The following is an 18,863-nucleotide window of genomic DNA, read 5'->3' on the forward strand; positions in this document are numbered from 1 at the left end:
GGGTTGGGGGGGGGGGGGTTTTTTTATTTTGCCCCTGTGTTTTTTTGTTTAAATTCAACCCCCCCCGACCCCTTCGAGGAGAACCACACCAACATCAACCGGCACCCCCTCCCGCGGCACAAGGCTGACTGCGGGAACCCATCGAAACTTCAGCTAACATGTCCGGTCAGACATAGACTGTTACTGAGAGAAATATAAGACTGATCGTGCTACCGCTTATCGATATCGGCGTCAACCTGACCAACAACCGCTTCGCCGGCGATCTCGACGCCGTGCTGAACCGCGCCGCCGGCGCCGGACTCGAGGCAGTCGTGATCACCGGCACCAGCCTGGCCGCCTCCCGGGCCGCCGCGGAGCTGTGTACGCAGGCACCGGCGCTGCCGTGCTACTGCACCGCGGGCGTCCACCCCCACGACGCCAAGACGTTCACCCCCGACACCGCGACACACTTGCAACAACTGGCCGAACAGCCGGCAGTGGTCGCCATCGGCGAAACGGGACTGGATTTTAACCGCAACTTTTCCCCTCGCGAGCAACAGATCGCGGCCTTTGAAGCACAGCTCGCCCTGGCGGCGGACCTGCAATTGCCGGTTTTTCTGCACGAGCGCGACAGCCATCCCGAGTTCGAAAGCATCCTCAAAAACTATCGCGATCACCTGACAGACGCCGTGGTGCACTGCTTCACCGGCGACAAAGCGGCCCTGTCGGCTTACCTGGACTTGGATTTACATATCGGCGTAACGGGTTGGATTTGCGACGAGCGCCGGGGTCGGGAGCTGCAGCAACTGGTGCGCCATATCCCTCTTACACGACTGATGCTGGAGACTGATGCCCCCTACCTGCTGCCCCGCAGCCTGTCGCCAAAGCCCAAATCCGGGCGCAACGAACCGGCGTTTTTACCGCACGTCCTCGCCGCCGTGGCACAACATCGCGATGAGGAGCCGGCGCTGGTCGCCCGCGCCACCAGCGCCACGGCGCGGCGCTTTTTCAGGCTCTGAGCGGCAGGCCGGCGAGAAAAGCCCGCAATTGGCCGGTGTCGAAAGGCCAACCGAGTTCGGCCGGCGTATCGGCCACGGCCAGGACGGGTATCCTGACCCCGTAACGCTGCATCAGTGTCTCGTCGGTCGCGATATCGATTTCCTCAAGACACAGCCCGCTGGCCGGCAGCAGAGGTTCGATAAGCGCTTTGGCCTCCTCACACAGATGGCAGCCGAGTGTGGTGTATAACAACAGGGTTGGCATGGGTAGGGATCACCGCAGTTAAATCAGCGACCATTGTATCGGAGTCCGCCCGGCGCTACAGCGACTCCAATAGCCGTTCAACGAAGGCGCCAAACGCTTTCCCGTCAGCTGCCGCACGCCCGTCATCCAGCGACCCCACCCGATCGGCCAGGTCGCGCAGCAACTGGTTTGGCTGGGCAAACGGCGAGGCCAGCTCCAAAGCGCCGATCAGGTCCCGGGCAAAGTCGCCCAGCGGCGCCAGATCGTTGAGCGGTGCCGGACCGGCGTAAACGCCGGGGCCTTCAAACTGCTGGTAAGCGGCGGTTGCCCGCACCACTTCCACACGAGTCAGGTTGAGAGCAAAACCGGTAATCTCCCGGCTGTCGTACCCGATCGACAAAGCACTGTTGAACGCCCCTTCGAGATCGCCCTGGAAAAACTGTCCCGACAGATCGTTGACTTTCGCGAGCAAATCATTGATGGCCGCCAACTCACCGGCATCCAGGTCACCGTCGACCCGCAGATTGAATTGCTGCGAGTAGCTGTAGCCGGCACTGCCCGACTGTCCCACCAGCGCCCGGCCAGCGTCGAGAAAACCGGCAGCCTGGGCCCGTGCCGCCAGCAGCTCCTCGGCACCCGCCTGGATACGCACGGTGTCGCCGTCGGCGGTTTGCAATTCAAAACTGAGACTGTTGCGCTGGGCATAACCGTACTGACTGAAACCGTTCAAGGCACCCAGCGGGGCAGCGGGGGCAGCCGCCTCGTCGACAACCGGCGCCGGCGTCGCACCGGTCTCCAGGAAGCGCTCACGCAATGCATCCACACCCGACACTACCCGCTCGTAGGTGGCGTCTGTTTGGGCCACCACTGCCTTATTCAACAGGCCCAGCCCCTCGAGTTGCTCTCGTGCGTCTTCAAAACCTTTTACAAAGCCCTCCAGGCCCGCTTCGAGTCGGCCAGCCAGCGCCTCGGTTCCGGCGCCTTCGGCCAGGTCCCGCTGTAAGCGGCGCTCGATAAAGCCCAGAATCCGCTCGGCAACCTGGTTCGGGCTCGGGCCCGCCTCCGGCGCCGCGCGAACATAGCGGCTGGATGTCTGCAACGCTTCCGAACCGCGCTGGAGCAATTGATCGAACACTTTAAAGCCGTCGTAACCACCCTGGCGCGGTGTTTCCGAGGAGGCTAATCGAGCACCGTACTGAACACTTTGTGTTTGCTGGTAGAAACTGCTGAATTGGCCAATGGGCCGCGAAAACGTTGAACTGAGTGCCGGCGCCAACATGATAGTCCTCCGGATTTCCCGCAAAAGGCAACTATCTGGCTATCGGCGCCAACCACGACGACTTAAGCACTATTTTATTATGAAGAGCAAACGCCGACTGTCGCCTGCGGTTATGTGGACATGCACGCCGCTTGGCGATCAACGGCACGCCGCGTCACCGCCTGTCGAACCTTGCGGCGCTATGCGCCCCCCTGCTGCAGCAGATACCAGGCGCCGGCGGCCACGGCAGCACCGGCCACCAGCAACCATGCCAGCCATCCCATGCCGCCGCGGCCGGCCGTATCGCCGTCGCCGGCGACCGAACCGCCAACCTCGGAACCGCTGGCACCCGCCTGGGGCCCGGTACTGGGCTTGCGGGATGTGGATGTGGATTTGGCACTGACAGCGGCCTTGGGTTTGGGGGCCGGCACGGCGCCGGCGCTGCGCACGGAGGTTTTATCCATGTCCTCGGCGGGACCCATCACCCCAAAGCTGAGGGTGTCGAAACGCAGTTCGTCGCCGCGTTTGACCCGCGCCTCGGTAATTCGTTTGCCGTTCAAAAAGGTGCCGTTCGAAGAACCCAGATCGGTAACAAACAACTGGCCCGAGCGGATCGTCAAGGTAGCATGGCGGCGCGATAAGTGCGCCGCTGCCAGGGTAATATCACACTCGTTGGAGCGCCCCACGACGGTTTCTTTCTTAAGACTGAACACGCGATTGGACAAGGCCGTGTGATTGGCCTTCAGCGACCAGCCGGTAGCCTTGTCTTCGCGCATCACCGTGGCTGTGGCCTTGGGCTCGCTCTTCGGGTCCACCACCTCCAGCTCCACCTTACCGAGGGTAACCACATCGTCCTTTTGCAGTGCCGTGCGATCCGGCACCGCCGTATTGTTGACAAACAGCGCCTGGCCGCCCGACAGGTTGACCAGGGTGAGTTGTTCGTGATCAACCAGGATTTCGGCGTGGGTGGCGGCGACGCTGGCATCGTCCACAACCAGGTCGTTGGCAGTCTCGCGGCCCACAGTAACCTTGGGTTCAACCAACCAAACTGCGTTGTGTTTATTATTCTTGAAACGGAGCTTGAGCATAGTTATCAGACCCTTGTAAGCGTTTTACCGGCGCCGGCCCCGGCGCGATTCGGGCCGATGATGCTACAAAAGCAGCCGATTTTTCAATAGCTTAGCGACAAAAAATACTTTTACCCTGAACTGTATCTCAGTAATATAAGTCCGCATAGAGTAGTGTTCGTTCATATGGCGCCTATTACCCAAGGCTATCGAAGCGAAACTTCAGACCTGGCAGGCGGGCCTATAATTAACAACTATATGCAACCTTCAAGGTTGCGGCATTGACAGTGGACGGAAGTACTATGGCGTTCTCAGCCGGGACCGGCGCCCCTCTTAAGCACAGCTCTGCCACCGACAAGGGGCTGTGCCGGGGGAACAACGAAGACAGCTTTCTGAGCAGCCCGGAGCACGGGTTGTGGCTGGTGGCCGACGGTATGGGCGGCCACGAGGCCGGCGAGGTCGCCAGCGCCATTGTCAAGGACACCGTAGCGCGCAGCGTCGGCAGCGGCCAGGCCCTCGGCGAGGCCATTCAACAATCTCACCACGAAGTCCTGGAGGCCGCCAACAACGGCCGCGGCGCGGCCGGCATGGGTTCCACCGTGGTGGCGCTGCATTCCGATGCCCTCAACTACGAGGTGGCCTGGGTGGGAGACAGTCGCGCCTACCTGTGGACACTGGAAGCAGACGGCGGCAGGCTGGAACAACTAACCACCGACCACTCCTACGTCCAGATGCTGCTTGCCACCGGTGCTATCGCCGAAGACGAGGTGGACAATCATCCGGACAAAAATGTCATCACCCAGTGTATCGGCTCCATCGACCTGCCGCAGGTCAACGTCGACAGCGTGTTCGGCAAATGGGAGGAGCGCCAGTGGTTGCTGTTGTGCAGCGACGGGCTCACCGACGAGGTGGACGACCAAACCATCGCGCGCACCCTGTGCGATGCCAAATCCTCCAGGGACGCCGTGCAACGGCTGGTACAGGTGGCGTTGAGCCGGGGCGGTCGCGACAATGTCACGGTGCAGATCGTCGAATCGCCGTTTTCCAAGCCGCTGCCGCTGGCTGCACTGTGGGACTGGTTGCCGGCCATTACCGGCAAACGCCTGTGGGACGGCGCGCTCTACGGTGCCGCCTGTCTCAGCCTGCTCCTCATGTTGTATTGGCTGGTGGCATAAAGCGGTTCGCCCATGCAGGTTCCGGGGTATCAGATCATTCGCAAGATCAACCAGGGCGGTATGTCCACGGTCTACCTTGCGATCCAGTTGAGCGTCGGCCGGGAAGTCGCGCTGAAAGTGATGTCACCGGCGCTGAATGCCGATCCGGTGTTTAGCGAACGCTTTCAACGGGAAGCAAATATCGTCGGCCAACTCTCCCATCCGAACATTATCTCCATCTACGATATCGGCTGCCATAAATCGCTGAACTACATCGCCATGGATTATCTCTCGGGCGGCTCGGTACACGACAAAATGGCCGCCGGCCAGAGTACCCAGGAGGTCTTGCGGGTTATCAAGGAAGTGGCCCGGGCGCTGGACCACGCCCACGGCAAGGGGTACATCCACCGCGATATCAAACCGGAAAATATTCTGTTCCGCGAGGATGACGCCGCCGTGCTGTCGGACTTCGGTGTCGCTAAAACCGTGAGTAAAGCCGCGCAGGTCACCAATGCCGGCACGGTGGTAGGTACGCCTCATTATATGAGCCCGGAACAGGCCCGCGGCCAGCCCATTGACGGGCGCTCCGATATCTACAGCCTCGGGGTGGTTTTTTACGAAATGCTCACCGGCACGGTGCCGTTCAAAGCCGAAGAAGCGGTGGCCATCGCCATCAAACATCTGACCGCCCCGATTCCCAAATTACCGCCGCAGCACGCCGTGTTCCAAAAACTACTGAACCGGCTGCTGGCGAAAAACGAGGACGACCGGTTTCAACGCGGCAATGAACTGGTGCAGGCGATAGAGGAAATAGAGAGAAACCTGCTGGGCGGCTCGCCGCAGTACCTCACCAGTACCGACCCCACCGGGGTGCAGATCAATTCGCTGTTCAAGGCATTGCTGGTCACCACCTATGCGGCGCTGCAAATCAAGCTGCGCCAGGGCTTTGAACATATGCGCAGTTGGCGCTGGACCCCCGGTAACGGTTTTTACCGGCGCCCGCGGGTTGCCGTCACCGAGATACGCACCGAATCCGACACCCAGGAAGATCAAAAGTCGACGGTCATTTCAACCCGCATACAGCAGGCCGCCTATTACCAGGGCGCGGGGTTTCGAAAAACCCGTCTGCTCACCAAGGCCCTGGCGCTGACCGGCGTGGTGTCGATCCTGTGGGGAACCTTCAGTCTCGCCGTCAATCGCTTCGACCTCCCCGGTGAAAAGCAATTGCCGGCTGCCCTGCACGCCGCCGCGCTCAGCACCGCGGCGTTTGTGAAACAGCAGCCCCCGCCCGCCGCCGACGGCGGCGAGGTATCCGCAACCGCGTCCCTGCCCGCAGCGGACACGGCCCCCCCTGAGACCACAGCACCGCCGGAGCCAGTCGCACCGGCGACAATCGAAAAACCGCCGGCACTCGAGCCGGCAGTCCAAACTGCGAGCGCGCCGCCGGTGGAAGACACCGCGCCGGCTGAGCCGCAGTCGCCGCCGGTGGCCGTCAAGGAGGAAGTGCTTTCCCCACTCACCGTGCGGGCCGTGCCGGCCGGGGCGCGCATCCGTATTTTAAATATTCGCGAGAAGTACCGGCCCGGCATTCCACTGTCACCCGGCAGCTATCACATCGAGGTGACTCATGCCGGCTACCAGCCGGCGAAAAAGTGGATTCGCATGCGGGAGAAACCCGTCGCTCTGGCCATGACATTACGCAAGGCACACCAGCCCGGAACGACCTTCTTCAGCGAGTGGGGCACCGGCGACAAGGGCCCGGAAATGCTGGTCATTCCCGCCGGCTCCTTTACCATGGGCGATGCCCGCGACGCCACTGCCGCGCCGCCGCGCAAAGTCACCTTCAGCGCACCTTTCGCCATCAGCAAGTTCGAGGTGACCTTTGCCGACTACGACAAATTCTCAGTAGACACCGGCGCACTTATGCCCAGCGATAAAAAATGGGGTTACGGCAGCCGCCCGGTCATCAATGTAAGCTGGGATGATGCCCGCGCCTACGCCAACTGGTTGCGGGATAAAACGGGCAGGCCCTACCGCCTCCCCACCGAGGCCGAGTGGGAGTATGTGGCGCGTGCGGGTACCAGCACGCGCTACTGGTGGGGCAGCGACAGCGCCAAGGGCAGAGCCAACTGCCGGCGCGGCTGCCGCAGCAAGTTTGCCGGCCTGTTCGGCGTCAAGACCTCGCCGGTGGGCAGCTTCGAACCGAACCAGTTCGGCGTCTACGATACCGCCGGTAATGTCGCCGAGTGGGTAGCTGACTGCTACCAGGACCACTACCTGAACGCGCCCCAGGACGGCACCGCCGTCGAGCTGCGGCAGTGTCAATTTCGGGTGGTGCGCGGCGGCTCGATCAGTGATAACAGCAAGCAGCTTTACGCCTATCTGCGCCGGCCGAGCACCGGCCACACCGCTACCGAGGATATCGGCTTCAGGGTAGTGGTGGAATTGCCTTAAAGCCATATCGAACTAGTTTAAGAATATCGCGGGTAGGTCTGCCGCTGGGTGGGGCTTTCAGAAACTCTCGACAGCAGGGATGCTGTCGGGAAGTCCCCAAGGAGGGGTTTACGACGTGTTTCTGAAAGCCCCACCCAGCGGCAGACCGATCAACTGGCACAGTTTTGCTTAAGTAAGTGCCGTTAGTAACTGTGCCAATGATTTTTTCCGGACGTGGTGTCATCACGCTTCGAGCTTCAACTGCGCAATCTCATCGCGCAGGCGCGCCGCCTCCTCGAAATTCAAATCCTTGGCGCACTGGAACATTTTCTGTTCGAGTTGGGCGATCGTCTGCCAAAGATCGCCGCTGGCCTTGAGTTTCTCCACGTCGTAGCGCCCGCGCGGCTCCGCCAGGGCCCGGCGCTTCTGTCCCGGGCGGCCGGCCGGGACATGAGCACCCTCGAGGATATCGGCAACCCGTTTCTTGATACCGATGGGCGTAATATTGTGGGTTTTGTTGTATTCCTGCTGCTTGCGCCGCCGGCGTTCGGTTTCGTCCATGGCCCGCTGCATGGAACCGGTGATCTTGTCGGCATAGAGGATCGCCCTGCCGTTGACATTGCGGGCGGCGCGGCCGACCGTCTGGATCAAGGAGCGATCCGAGCGCAAAAAGCCCTCTTTGTCGGCATCGAGAATCGCCACCAGGGAGACTTCGGGCATATCCAAACCTTCGCGCAGCAGGTTGATGCCTACCAGCACATCGAATTCACCGAGGCGCAGATCGCGGATAATCTCCACCCGCTCCACCGTATCGATATCCGAGTGCAGGTAGCGCACGCGGACACCGTGATCGCTCAGGTACTCGGTCAGGTCCTCCGCCATGCGCTTGGTCAGGGTCGTGATCAACACCCGTTCATCGGCGGCGGCGCACTTGCGAATTTCCGACAAGACATCGTCCACCTGGGTGCCGGCCGGGCGCACTTCGAGTTCCGGGTCTACCAGACCGGTGGGCCGCACCACCTGCTCGACCACCTGGCCGGCGTGCTCCGCCTCGTAGGGGCCGGGTGTGGCGGAGACGAAGATCATCTGCGGCGCCAGTTTTTCCCACTCGTCAAACCTTAGCGGTCGGTTGTCGAGCGCCGACGGCAGGCGAAAACCGTATTCCACCAGCGTCTCCTTGCGCGAGCGATCGCCGCGGTACATACCGCCGATCTGCGGCACGGTGACATGGGACTCGTCGAGTACCAACAACGCATCGTCGGGCAGGTAGTCAAACAACGTCGGCGGCGGCTCGCCGGTGCTGCGGCCGGACAGAAAGCGGGAGTAGTTTTCGATACCGGTGCAATAGCCCAGTTCCCGCATCATCTCCACATCATAGCGGGTGCGCTGCTCGAGGCGCTGGGCCTCCACCAGCTTGTCGTTACCGCGCAGATACTCCAACCGCAGCGCCAATTCCTCCTCGATCTCGCTGATGGAATCCAGCACCCGCTGGCGCGGCGTCACATAGTGGGACTTGGGGTAGACGGTATAGCGCGGAACCTTCTGCAACACCTCGCCGGTCAGGGGATCGAACAGCGACAGCTCCTCGATTTCCTCGTCGAACAACTCCACCCGCAGTGCCTCGCGATCGGAGTCGGCCGGATAGATATCGATCACATCGCCGCGCACCCGGTAGGTGGCGCGGTGAAAGTCCATATCGTTGCGCACATACTGCAACTCCGCCAGGCGCCGCAGCATCTGGCGCTGGTCGATCTGGTCGCCGCGGGTCAGGTGCAACACCATTTTCAGGTAGGAGTCGGGATCGCCGAGACCGTAGATGGCCGATACGGTGGCGACGATCAGTGCGTCCTTGCGCTCCATCAGCGCCTTGGTGGCCGACAGGCGCATCTGCTCGATATGTTCGTTCACCGAGGCGTCTTTGTCGATAAAAGTATCGGACGACGGGACGTAGGCCTCGGGCTGGTAGTAATCGTAATAAGAGACAAAGTACTCCACCGCGTTGTCCGGAAAGAATTCCTTGAATTCTCCGTACAGTTGTGCGGCCAGGGTCTTGTTGTGTGCCATCACCATGGTCGGGCGCTGTAACTTTTCAACAACTTTGGCGATGGAGAAGGTCTTGCCGGAGCCGGTAACACCCAGCAGGGTCTGGTGTGCCAGGCCGGCTTCGATGCCTTTTATCAGTCCGGCGATGGCATTGGGTTGATCACCGGCGGGTTTAAACTGGCTTTTTACTTTGAAGGGTTTTGACATGGTTATTCAGTTTTATACTCGCTGCTGAAAAAAAAACGGCTTGATGTTGCAGTGCCAACCGATCGGGTCCTTGACAGGTAGCGGGGCCGGGTCAGTTGGCACTGCCTTCCTTAGGGTCAATTGCAGCAGTTGCATGCGCAGACCCGACCACAACCACTGCACCGACCCCGGAAATCAATTCGTTACATGCCGAATCACCCAGCACTGGTGAATTCTACGATTACGCTGAAAGTCCTTGTCAAGCGTTTTCTCGCTGATATCTTTCAACGCGTACTTCTCCAGCGCCGCCCGCTCCAGTTTGAAGCTGCGCAGGTTGGTGGAGAACAACAGAGTGCCTCCGACATTGAGCAGGTCCATACAGCGACGGATCAGGCGCACATGGTCGCGCTGGATATCCAACACGCCTTCCATACGCTTGGAGTTGGAGAAGCTCGGCGGGTCGAGCACAATAAGATCGAACGCCTCGCGACATTGTCGCAGCCATTCGAGACAGTCCGCCTGCAACAATTGGTGGCGCTGCTCGCCGATATGGTTGAGGGCGAAATTGCGCCGCGCCCAATTCAGGTAAGTGTTGGACAGATCGACACTGACACTGGCGGCCGCCCCCGCCAGCGCGGCCCGCACCGTCACCGAGCCGGTGTAGCAAAACAGGTTCAGCAGGCGCGCGCCAGGTGCCAATTGCGCCACCAGACGGCGCATCGGGCGGTGATCCAGGAACAGCCCCGTGTCGAGATAGTGCCACAAGTCGACACTAAACCGGCCAGCTCCCTCAGCCACCACAATCGGCTCGCCCGCCGCCTCCACCACCTGTTTCTCGTATTGCTCGCGCCCGCGGGTACGGCGCCGCTGGCGCCTGCTGATGCGCTTGTCGGGCAGCTCAAGAACCGCCGCCACGGCCGCCAGCAACGCCTCGAAACGCTCGGCCGCTTTATCCGGATCGATGGACTTGGGCGCTGCATACTCCTGTACATAGGCGTATTCCAGGCCCTCAATATCCGTATAGATATCCACCGCCGCGGCGTATTCCGGCAGGTCGGCATCGTACAGCCGGTAACAGGAGATACCCTCGCGCTGCAGCCATTTAGCCAGGCTCTTGCGGTTTTTACGCAGGCGGTTGGCCACCATCTGCGCGCCTTCGCCCAGCGGGGCTGCCTCTGCCTCCACCGCCTGGGGCTGGCGCTCCTCCCAGGCCCCGGCCGGCGGCCGGTGGCGTGCCGCCGCCTCCGCGGTGATATCGAACAGCAGCAGTTCACTGGCGATGGTACCGTTAAACAGTTTGTACTTTTTCTGCGCCCGCAGGCCGGTTTGCTTGGCCAGCTCCGGATTGCCGGTGAAAATTGCCGCGCGCCAACCCTCGAACTCCACTGCCAGCCGTTCGCCAAGGGTCCGGTAGAGGGGCGCCACCGACTCAAGGTCACCCAGCCGCTCGCCGTAGGGCGGGTTGCAGATCACCAGGCCCCGCGCCAGGGTGCGGTGGGTCGGCCGTTTGAACTGCGCCACCGGCTTGTGAATGATGCGAATCCACTGGTCCAGCCCCGCCTGGGCAATATTGGCCTCGGCGGCCCGTATCACCCGCACATCGTCGTCGTAACCACGGACCTCGAGATCAAAGTCGGACAACCCGGCCCCACGACGCTCTATCGCCTCTTCCCGCAACGCCAGCCAGGTATCGTTGCGATGATTGAGCCAGCGCTCGAAACCGAAGCCGGGCCGTTGCAGGCCCGGTGCGATATCGGCAGCCATCAGCACAGCTTCAGTCAACAATGTGCCGGAACCGCACATGGGGTCCAACAGAGCCCCGCCTTCAGCCGCCAGCGCCGGCCAACCGGCACGCAGTAACAGCGCCGCGGCCAGGTTTTCCTTCAACGGCGCCGCGCCCTGCTTGATCCGGTAGCCGCGCCGATGCAGGCTGTCGCCGGACAGATCGATGGCAATGGCCACCCGCCCCCGGCTCAGGCGCGCGTTGATGCGCAGGTCCGGATCGTGCCGGGCCACTGAAGGTCGCTGCCCGCAGCGCTCCCGCAGCCGGTCGACAATGGCGTCCTTGATCTTGACAGCGCCGAACTGGCTGTTGCGAATCACGCTGTCGGTGCCGATAAAGTCCACCAGCAGGCTGCCGTGGGGGTTGAGATGCTCTTCCCAGGGCAGACTCGCCACGCCGGCGTAAAGGGCATCCGCATCTGCCGCACCGACGCGTCCCAGCGGCAACAGCACTTTGTTGGCCAGGCGCGACCACAGGCAGCAGCGGTAAGCCGTGCCGAGGTCCGCTTCAAAGTGAACCCCTGCCACTGTCTCCCGCGCAGCGTCCACGCCCAACGCCTTCAGCTCGGCCAGCAGCAGACCTTCGAGGCCCTTGGGACAGGTGGCAAATAACGCAGTTTTCCAGGACATTGTAAGCCTTAATACACATCAGTACTTAGCGGGAATCGACTTAGCGAGACTCGGAATATATCGTCGCGCGATAACCCGCTCTAAGCATATAAAAATAAAATCATTCACAACCCGCGGCTAATTTTGCTCTACTGGACCTAACCGCGATATTCAGCGCGCTGTAACCGGATGACCGTGACCAGTCGCTGAATTTCGCCCGATTAACCCTTTCCGCTTTGGGCGGCTTTAGCGCCGGAAACGTAACCACAAAGGTAAACGAGAGGTAAGCACAAGCGTCAGACAATCACCGATACCAATACCGCATAGATCATCAAAAGTAGATCATTAAAAGAGGTGCTCCATACAATGAAACGGCAAAAACGCAACCAACCTGAACGTGCATTCAACCGGGGCTATCAGGCCGGCGTCGACGGACGCTCCCGCAATTTGTGTCCACACGACACGGGCGAAACCCGACAGAACTGGTTAAACGGTTGGCGCGAAGGCCGCGAAGATCATTGGAATGGTTACAACCGCTTCGCTCAAGTACAAAAGATCACTAACTTATAACATTTAACACTGATAACCAGCGCCGTCGTTGACGGCGAAACCGAAAATCTACAACCAAAACGCCTGCCATCCGCAGGCCAGGGCAGAGCCGGCGCTAATGATGAGCCGGGGTATCAACCGGCTGACCCTCAGGGTTACTGCGCTGCTCACTGCCCGCCGAGTGGCTTATGGACGCTACGGCGTCCGCCACTTCGGCTATCAATTCCGGTCCCCGATAAATAAACCCGGTGTATATCTGCACCAGGCTGGCACCGGCCGCCACCTTGGCCGCCGCCGAAGCGCCATCGTGAATGCCGCCGACACCGATAATCGGCAGCTTGGCGCCGACAGCGTCCCGCAGCATCGCGACCACTTCGGTAGCCCGCGCAGTCAGTGGCTCGCCGCTCAGCCCACCCGTCTCGACAGCCAGCGGGTGGGCTTCCACGGCACTGCGATCGACTGTAGTGTTGGTGGCGATAACGCCATCTATGCCCTCCTCCACCAATACGCCGGCAACCGCGGCGACGGCGGTCTCGTCCATATCCGGGGCGATCTTGACGGCCACCGGCACGTAGCGGCCACTGTCGCGATGCAGCCGTCCCTGCTCGGCCTTGATACCGGCCAGCAGGGACTTCAATGCATCCCCAAATTGCAGGTCGCGCAACCCGGGCGTATTGGGTGAAGAGATATTGACGGCAACGTAGTCGGCCCAGGGGTAGACCCGCTCGAGGCAGAGGCGGTAATCCTCCAATGCCCGGTCCTCCGGCGTGTCCTTGTTCTTGCCGATATTGATGCCGAGCACGCCGTCGAAGCGGCGCCGGCGCACCTGGGCGACCAGGTGGTCGACGCCCTTGTTGTTAAACCCCATGCGGTTGATCAGGGCACCGTGCTCGGGCAGGCGAAACAGGCGCGGGCGGGGATTGCCCGATTGCGGGCGCGGTGTCACCGTACCCACCTCGATAAAACCGAACCCCAGGCGCCCGAAGGCGTTGATATAGTCGCCGTTTTTATCCAGGCCGGCAGCCAGCCCTACCGGATTGGGAAAACGCAGCCCCATCACCGTTACCGGGTTGGCGGGCACCGGTCGCGCGAAAGGGCGCACCAAACCCAGGCGCTCGCCGGCGCCGAGCAGATCCAGGGTCAAGTCGTGGGAGGTTTCGCCATCGAGGTGAAATAATGCCTTGCGAACTAAGTCATACATGGGAGCGGAATTCTTCGGCTACTCGGGTAAATCGGCGGCAAGCATATAGCAAGCCGCCGGACTAGTCGATTCTTTCCACTGCCTGATAACGGTTGTCGGCATCAAACGTAATCGCAAAGCTGCCCTGAATGCCGGTGTGGGTGACAAAGGGGCGCAGGATATGAGCGGGAAACCGCACCCGGCGACCGTCCCGGGCGCGCGCCACCACCGCATTGGCCGCCCCCCGGTACAGGCGCTGGTACTCCTCGGCGGAGATCGCCAGATCGACAATCAAGGACGCCATGACCGATAAATGCTAAGCCCCGCGGCGGGCGCTAGCCCTGCTGCTCGCTGCCGAGAATGCACAACGGGCCGTCGTCCTCCAGCGACTCACAGTGCTGACTCGCCTGCGCCAGGTCCAACAACTCCCGCAACGCCACGGAAAACATGGCGAAGTCGCTGCCCGATGCACCCTGTAACTCGTTGATCATCGCCTTCCAGCGGTCGGCCAATACATGGTGCCGGATCAACCAGCGGTCTACCGACTCGTCAATCGAACGATCCTCACCGGCCAGGCGAATCAGGGAGATCGCCAAAGTGCGCATCTGGGACTCCAGATCGTCCATATAGGCTTCCCGCGCCATCGCCTGCCAATAGCTGCCCACCTTGACTTCAGAAATCTGGTTGGCGAACCAGTAGAGCCCGAGGCGATCGCCGAGCACAAAATAAATTTCCGCCACCCGCACCGGGTCGGCGCCGCTGACCCTGGCCGCCTCCACCATGCCGAGACCGGAGTGCAAATTCGGGGGAATGGCGATATTAGTCACCAGCGCCTCCGGCACCCCCGACTCGATCAGGCGATCGCACTCCTTTTGCCACTCTTCACGGGGGGCGCCGCGAAGGATATCCGGCAGCGCATCGATCACCTGCTGAATGGCGCCGGCAAACGCTTCCACCTCATCGACCGGCGCCAGGTGACTGCGGCGGTTGCGCAAAAACCAGCGGGTCCCGCGCCGCACCCGGCGCATGATATTGCCGATCAGCTGCAGTTGTAACTGGGCCGGCACCTTGTAATCGAGCGCCTCCACCTGGCGCCAGTAGGCATCCAGCTTGTAGATGTCCCGGGCGGTGACATAGGCTTTGGCGACCTGGCCGACGCTGGCGCCGGTGGATTCCATCAGCCGGTGACAGAATGTGATACCCATATTGTTGACCATGTCGTTGGCCACCTGGGTGGCCACAATCTCACGGCGCAGGTGGTGGCCGTAGATCTGCTTGCGGTACTTTTTCCGCAACACCGGCGGGAACGGATGCTCCACCGCCTTCGCCATATACGGGTCCTCCGGCACATCGGAACCGGTCAGTTCCTCCTTCAGCGCGACCTTGGCATAGGAAATCAGCACCGATAATTCGGGCCGGGTCAGGTAGTTGCCCTGGGTTTGGCGCTCGAGTAACGTATCGTCGTCGGGAATAAACTCCAGTACCCGATTGAGGCGCCCCTCCGCTTCCAGCGCATTGATCAGGCGGCGGTACTCGCCGATCCGCGCCGGCGCCTGGTACTGTGCCAGACTGATAGCCTGGGTCTGCCGGTAGTTGTTGGTCAGCACCAGCTCCGACACCGTATCGGTCATATCGGCCAGTAGTTTGTTGCGCTGTTTTTGCGTCATGTCACCGGCGGTGACAATGTCGTTGAGCAGAATTTTGATATTGACTTCGTGATCGGAACAGTCGACGCCGGCGGCATTATCGATAAAGTCGGTGTTACAGGCACCGCCGTTAAGGGCGTATTCGATACGCCCGAGCTGTGACATACCGAGGTTGCCGCCCTCGCCAAACACCCGGCAGCGCAGGTCGCGACCATCGACCCGCAGGGCATCGTTGGCCTTGTCGCCCACATCGGCGTCGGTTTCAAAGGACGCTTTTACATAGGTGCCGATACCGCCGTTCCAGATCAGGTCCACCGGCGCCTTTAACAGGCGGTGCAATAACTCGTTCGGGGTCAGACTGGCCTCTGCGATATCAAAGCGCGCCTGCATTTCCTCGGTGATGATAATCGCCTTGGCGGCCCGGGAAAAGACACCGCCGCCTTTGGCAATCAACGCCTTGTCGTAGTCCTCCCAACTGCTGCCGGGCGTCTCGAACAGACGCTTGCGCTCGCGAAAACTGGCGGCGGAATCCGGGCTCGGATCGACAAAAATATGCAGGTGATTGAACGCCGCCACCAAACAGATATGCTCCGACAGCAGCATGCCGTTGCCAAACACATCACCGCCCATATCGCCAACGCCGATAACGGTAAAATCCTCCGTTTGAATATCGACGCCCTTTTCCTTGAAATGCCGCTGCACCGACACCCAGGCACCTTTGGCCGTGATACCCATGCCTTTGTGGTCGTACCCCTGGCTGCCACCGGAGGCGAAGGCATCGCCAAGCCAGTGGTTGTACTGCGCCGATATTTCATTGGCGATATCGGAGAAAGTCGCCGTGCCCTTGTCGGCGGCCACCACCAGGTAGGGATCGTCCTCGTCCCGCCTGATCACCTGTTTGGGCGGTACCACCTCACCGTCGATAAAATTATCGGTGATATCGAGCAAGCCCTGAATAAAAATCTTGTAACAGGCAATACCCTCCGCCAGCAGCGCCTCGCGCCCGCCGGCCTGCGGCGGCCGTTTGCAGACAAAGCCACCCTTGGCGCCGTTCGGCACGATCACCGCGTTTTTAACCTGCTGCGCTTTTACCAGTCCCAGTACTTCGGTGCGGTAGTCCTCCAGGCGGTCAGACCAGCGCAGGCCGCCGCGGGCCACCTTGCCGCCGCGCAGGTGCACACCCTCGACTCGCGGCGAGTAGACAAAGATCTCAAACATCGGCCGCGGCTCGGGAATATCCGGAATATTGCGCGGGCTGAATTTGAAAGAAATATACCGCTTCGGCTCGCCGTCGGCGCCGGGCTGGAAAAAATTGGTGCGCAGGGTGCCGCTGATAATATCCAGGTAGCGGCGGATGATGCGATCCTCGTTGAGATTATCGACTTTTTCCAAACTGTCGATAATCTTGTTCTTCAAGCGCTCAATACGCTGCAAATCCTTTTCTTTGCCCTGGTTGACCCGCGGCTCGAAACTGGCCTTGAACAACGCCACCAGGTTGCGGGTGATTTCCAGGTGATTGGCCAGGGTATTGGCGATATAGCCCTGGCTGAAGTTAAACGCTGTCTGTTTCATGTAGGCGGCGTAGGCGCGCAACAGGCCGACTTCGCGCCAGCTCAGGCGCGCACCGAGCACCAGCCGGTTAAACGCGTCGCTCTCGGTCTGGCCGCGCCAGATGGCGGCGAAGGCCTCCTGGAAATGGTTGCGCGCGGCGTGTACGTCGATGGTAATGGGCAGGCCAAACACCAGGTCGAAGTCGTGCAGCCACACGGAGCCGCCATCGCTTTTTTGAATCTTGAAAGGATGTTCGCCGATCACGCGCAGACCCAGGTGTTCGAGCACCGGAATCACATCGGACAGTTCCAGACCGCGGTTGAGACGAAACACTTTGAAGCGCATGGCGTTTTTATCGACCCCCACCGGTTGATAAAAACTCATCGCCACTTCGTCTTCCGTGCGCAGCGGCGCAAAACTCTCAATGTCGTGCACACCGGCGCGGGCTTCATAGGTCTCGCGATAGGCCGTCGGAAAGGCGTCCCGGTACTCGTAGAACAACCGCGTGCCGCGCTCCTCGCCGTAGGATTCGACCAGTGAAGCGCGCAGGTGGTCGGCCCAACTGCGGGTGATGTCGACAATCTTTTGCTCGAGTCGACGGATGTCGTAATCGATTTTTTTATCCGGATCGATGCGGAAGACAATATGGGTGCGCGCCAGGCTTGATTCGGAGAAATAGGTGGTAAACTCATGTTCGTCGGTCTGCAGCGCTTCGCCGATCAGCTGCTGGATTTTCAGGCGAATCTGCGTGTTGAACTCCTCGCGCGGAATATAGATGATGCAATTGACAAACTTGCCGTACAGGTCCTTGCGCATAAACAGCCGCACCATATGCCGCTCGTTGATGCGCGCCACGCCGATGGCGGTTTCAAACAGTTCGCCGGTGCTGCTCTGAAACAGTTCGTCGCGGGGGAAGGTCTCCAACACCTGCTTCAACACCTTGCCGTCGTGACTCGAGGGGTCGATCCCGGAAGCGTCGATAACCTGGGCGATCTTCTGGCGGATCACCGGAATTTTCGTCGGCGACAGGGTATAGACCGGCGAGGTGTACAGACCCAGAAAGCGGCTCTCGCCGATCACTTCGCCGGTCTCGCTGTAGCGTTTGATCACGACATAATCGGAGTAGGCGCGCCGGTGCACCCGTGAGCGCATCGAGGACTTCGAAAAGGTGAGCAGTTTCGGCGTCAGGTGAAAGCGCGCCATGCCGGGGTTGAAATTATCGATCTGCACACTGGCGGCGGCGCGGCCGTACAGCTTGAACAGACCCAGGCGTTTATCCGGCAGTTCCCGCAGGTGTTTGTCCTCGCCTGCGCCCTCAAACTCGTACTCCGAATAGCCCATGAACGTGAAGTGGCTCATCAGCCAGCGAATAAACTCCTGGCTCTCTTGGATCTGCTCGGGCAGCACTTTTTTCGGCGCCAGGCCGAGATTTTTCTCCACTGTCTCCGCCCGGTCCAGCAGCGGCTGGTAGTCGTCCACCACCGCGGTCACATCGGTCAGCACCGAGTCGATGGAGCGGGCCAGCTCCTGCATATCCGATTCCGAGGTGTGCAGGTTGATTTCCAGGCAGACGAGCGCCTCTTTCTGAAACGTCTTGTTCTTACTGCTGCGGGGCTGTTTGTCACTGCCGTCCCTGCCCGCCAGCTCCACCAGGCGGTGCTGGGCATTGCGCGCGAGGTTCACAATGGTGCTCTTGACCGCGTGAATGGCGATGTTGCGGCGGTTGATTTCCATGCGGATGGAGTCCACCAAAAACGGCATGTCCCGTTGCAATACCACCACTACGGTATGCGGGCAGAGCCAGCCGTCCTCTTCCAGGCTCGGGTTGAACACCCGGACTTTTGGAGAACCCAGGTTGTGCTCCTGCAGATAATTCCACCAACTGTAGATACTGCCGTAGACATCGCTGACCTGGAGCCCTTCCAACTCCTCCAGCGGGTACTGCTCGAAGTACTGGTCGGCAAAGTCGACGACACTGTCTCTCTCGGCGCCGTGCAACTTTTCATCGATGTAACCGCGCAATTGCTCGAAAAATATTTCCTTCGAGTCGGTTACCACCACGCTTATATCCACAATTTATCCCCTTATTGGGTTACCATTTGCTCCGGCTATAACAAGTCTTTACCAAGCATAGTCTATGCCGGGGGTTCTGTCTGGAACCTAAATCTCATCACAGAGTCTAGT

At 60.6% G+C, this 18,863-nt stretch carries 12 protein-coding genes; 4 read left to right on the forward strand and 8 right to left on the reverse strand.

Annotated elements, in window-relative coordinates; genetic code table 11:
- Positions 1–206 precede the first annotated feature (206 nt).
- Complete coding sequence (locus tag FKG94_RS09810; protein WP_142904035.1) at positions 207–998, forward strand: TatD family hydrolase; 792 nt, start codon at positions 207–209, stop codon at positions 996–998.
- Here the strand turns inward: FKG94_RS09810 and FKG94_RS09815 are convergent.
- The 3 genes from FKG94_RS09815 to FKG94_RS09825 all read right to left on the reverse strand — a co-directional run bounded on the left by FKG94_RS09815 (position 988) and on the right by FKG94_RS09825 (position 3,567).
- Positions 988–1,242, reverse strand: coding sequence for a glutaredoxin family protein (locus FKG94_RS09815; RefSeq protein WP_142904036.1), 255 nt, complete (start codon positions 1,240–1,242; stop codon positions 988–990). The genes FKG94_RS09810 and FKG94_RS09815 overlap by 11 nt on opposite strands.
- Positions 1,243–1,297: 55 nt before the next feature.
- Positions 1,298–2,500: a DUF5610 domain-containing protein gene (locus tag FKG94_RS09820; protein ID WP_142904037.1), complete on the reverse strand. Its 1,203-nt coding sequence runs from the start codon at positions 2,498–2,500 to the stop codon at positions 1,298–1,300.
- A gap of 179 nt (positions 2,501–2,679) precedes the next feature.
- The gene (locus tag FKG94_RS09825) at positions 2,680–3,567 is read right to left on the reverse strand and encodes an FHA domain-containing protein (RefSeq protein WP_142904038.1); all 888 of its coding nucleotides are present in this window, start codon (positions 3,565–3,567) and stop codon (positions 2,680–2,682) included.
- Between the two features lie 281 nt (positions 3,568–3,848).
- Here FKG94_RS09825 and FKG94_RS09830 point away from each other — a divergent pair, with 281 nt between their 5' ends.
- Together FKG94_RS09830 and FKG94_RS09835 are read left to right on the forward strand one after the other, a co-directional pair.
- A complete protein-coding gene (locus tag FKG94_RS09830; protein WP_142904039.1) occupies positions 3,849–4,721 on the forward strand; it encodes a PP2C family protein-serine/threonine phosphatase in 873 nt (290 codons plus the stop codon).
- A 12-nt stretch (positions 4,722–4,733) separates the two neighbouring features.
- Positions 4,734–7,154 (forward strand): bifunctional serine/threonine-protein kinase/formylglycine-generating enzyme family protein, encoded by a 2,421-nt coding sequence (locus FKG94_RS09835; protein ID WP_142904040.1) that lies wholly within the window; start codon positions 4,734–4,736, stop codon positions 7,152–7,154.
- 222 nt (positions 7,155–7,376) lie between these two features.
- On the opposite strand, the gene uvrB is transcribed toward FKG94_RS09835, so the two are convergent.
- Both uvrB and rlmKL read right to left on the reverse strand, forming a co-directional pair.
- Positions 7,377–9,383 (reverse strand): excinuclease ABC subunit UvrB, encoded by a 2,007-nt coding sequence (gene uvrB, locus FKG94_RS09840; RefSeq protein WP_142904041.1) that lies wholly within the window; start codon positions 9,381–9,383, stop codon positions 7,377–7,379.
- A 174-nt stretch (positions 9,384–9,557) separates the two neighbouring features.
- Positions 9,558–11,774, reverse strand: a complete 2,217-nt coding sequence (rlmKL, locus tag FKG94_RS09845; RefSeq protein WP_142904042.1) for a bifunctional 23S rRNA (guanine(2069)-N(7))-methyltransferase RlmK/23S rRNA (guanine(2445)-N(2))-methyltransferase RlmL — start codon at positions 11,772–11,774, stop codon at positions 9,558–9,560.
- Positions 11,775–12,119: 345 nt separating this feature from the next.
- Here rlmKL and rmf point away from each other — a divergent pair, with 345 nt between their 5' ends.
- Positions 12,120–12,323, forward strand: a complete 204-nt coding sequence (gene rmf, locus FKG94_RS09850; protein WP_142904043.1) for a ribosome modulation factor — start codon at positions 12,120–12,122, stop codon at positions 12,321–12,323.
- A 94-nt stretch (positions 12,324–12,417) separates the two neighbouring features.
- Here the strand turns inward: rmf and FKG94_RS09855 are convergent, their stop codons facing one another.
- From FKG94_RS09855 to FKG94_RS09865, 3 genes are all read right to left on the reverse strand, one after another.
- Positions 12,418–13,503, reverse strand: a complete 1,086-nt coding sequence (locus FKG94_RS09855; RefSeq protein WP_142904044.1) for a quinone-dependent dihydroorotate dehydrogenase — start codon at positions 13,501–13,503, stop codon at positions 12,418–12,420.
- 61 nt (positions 13,504–13,564) lie between these two features.
- On the reverse strand, positions 13,565–13,786 hold the full coding sequence (locus tag FKG94_RS09860) for a DUF2835 domain-containing protein (protein ID WP_142904045.1): 222 nt from the start codon (positions 13,784–13,786) through the stop codon (positions 13,565–13,567).
- Between the two features lie 31 nt (positions 13,787–13,817).
- Complete coding sequence (locus FKG94_RS09865) at positions 13,818–18,752, reverse strand: NAD-glutamate dehydrogenase (RefSeq protein ID WP_142904046.1); 4,935 nt, start codon at positions 18,750–18,752, stop codon at positions 13,818–13,820.
- Positions 18,753–18,863: the final 111 nt, after the last annotated feature.

This window comes from Exilibacterium tricleocarpae (assembly GCF_007004655.1).
Lineage (GTDB): Bacteria > Pseudomonadota > Gammaproteobacteria > Pseudomonadales > Cellvibrionaceae > Exilibacterium > Exilibacterium tricleocarpae.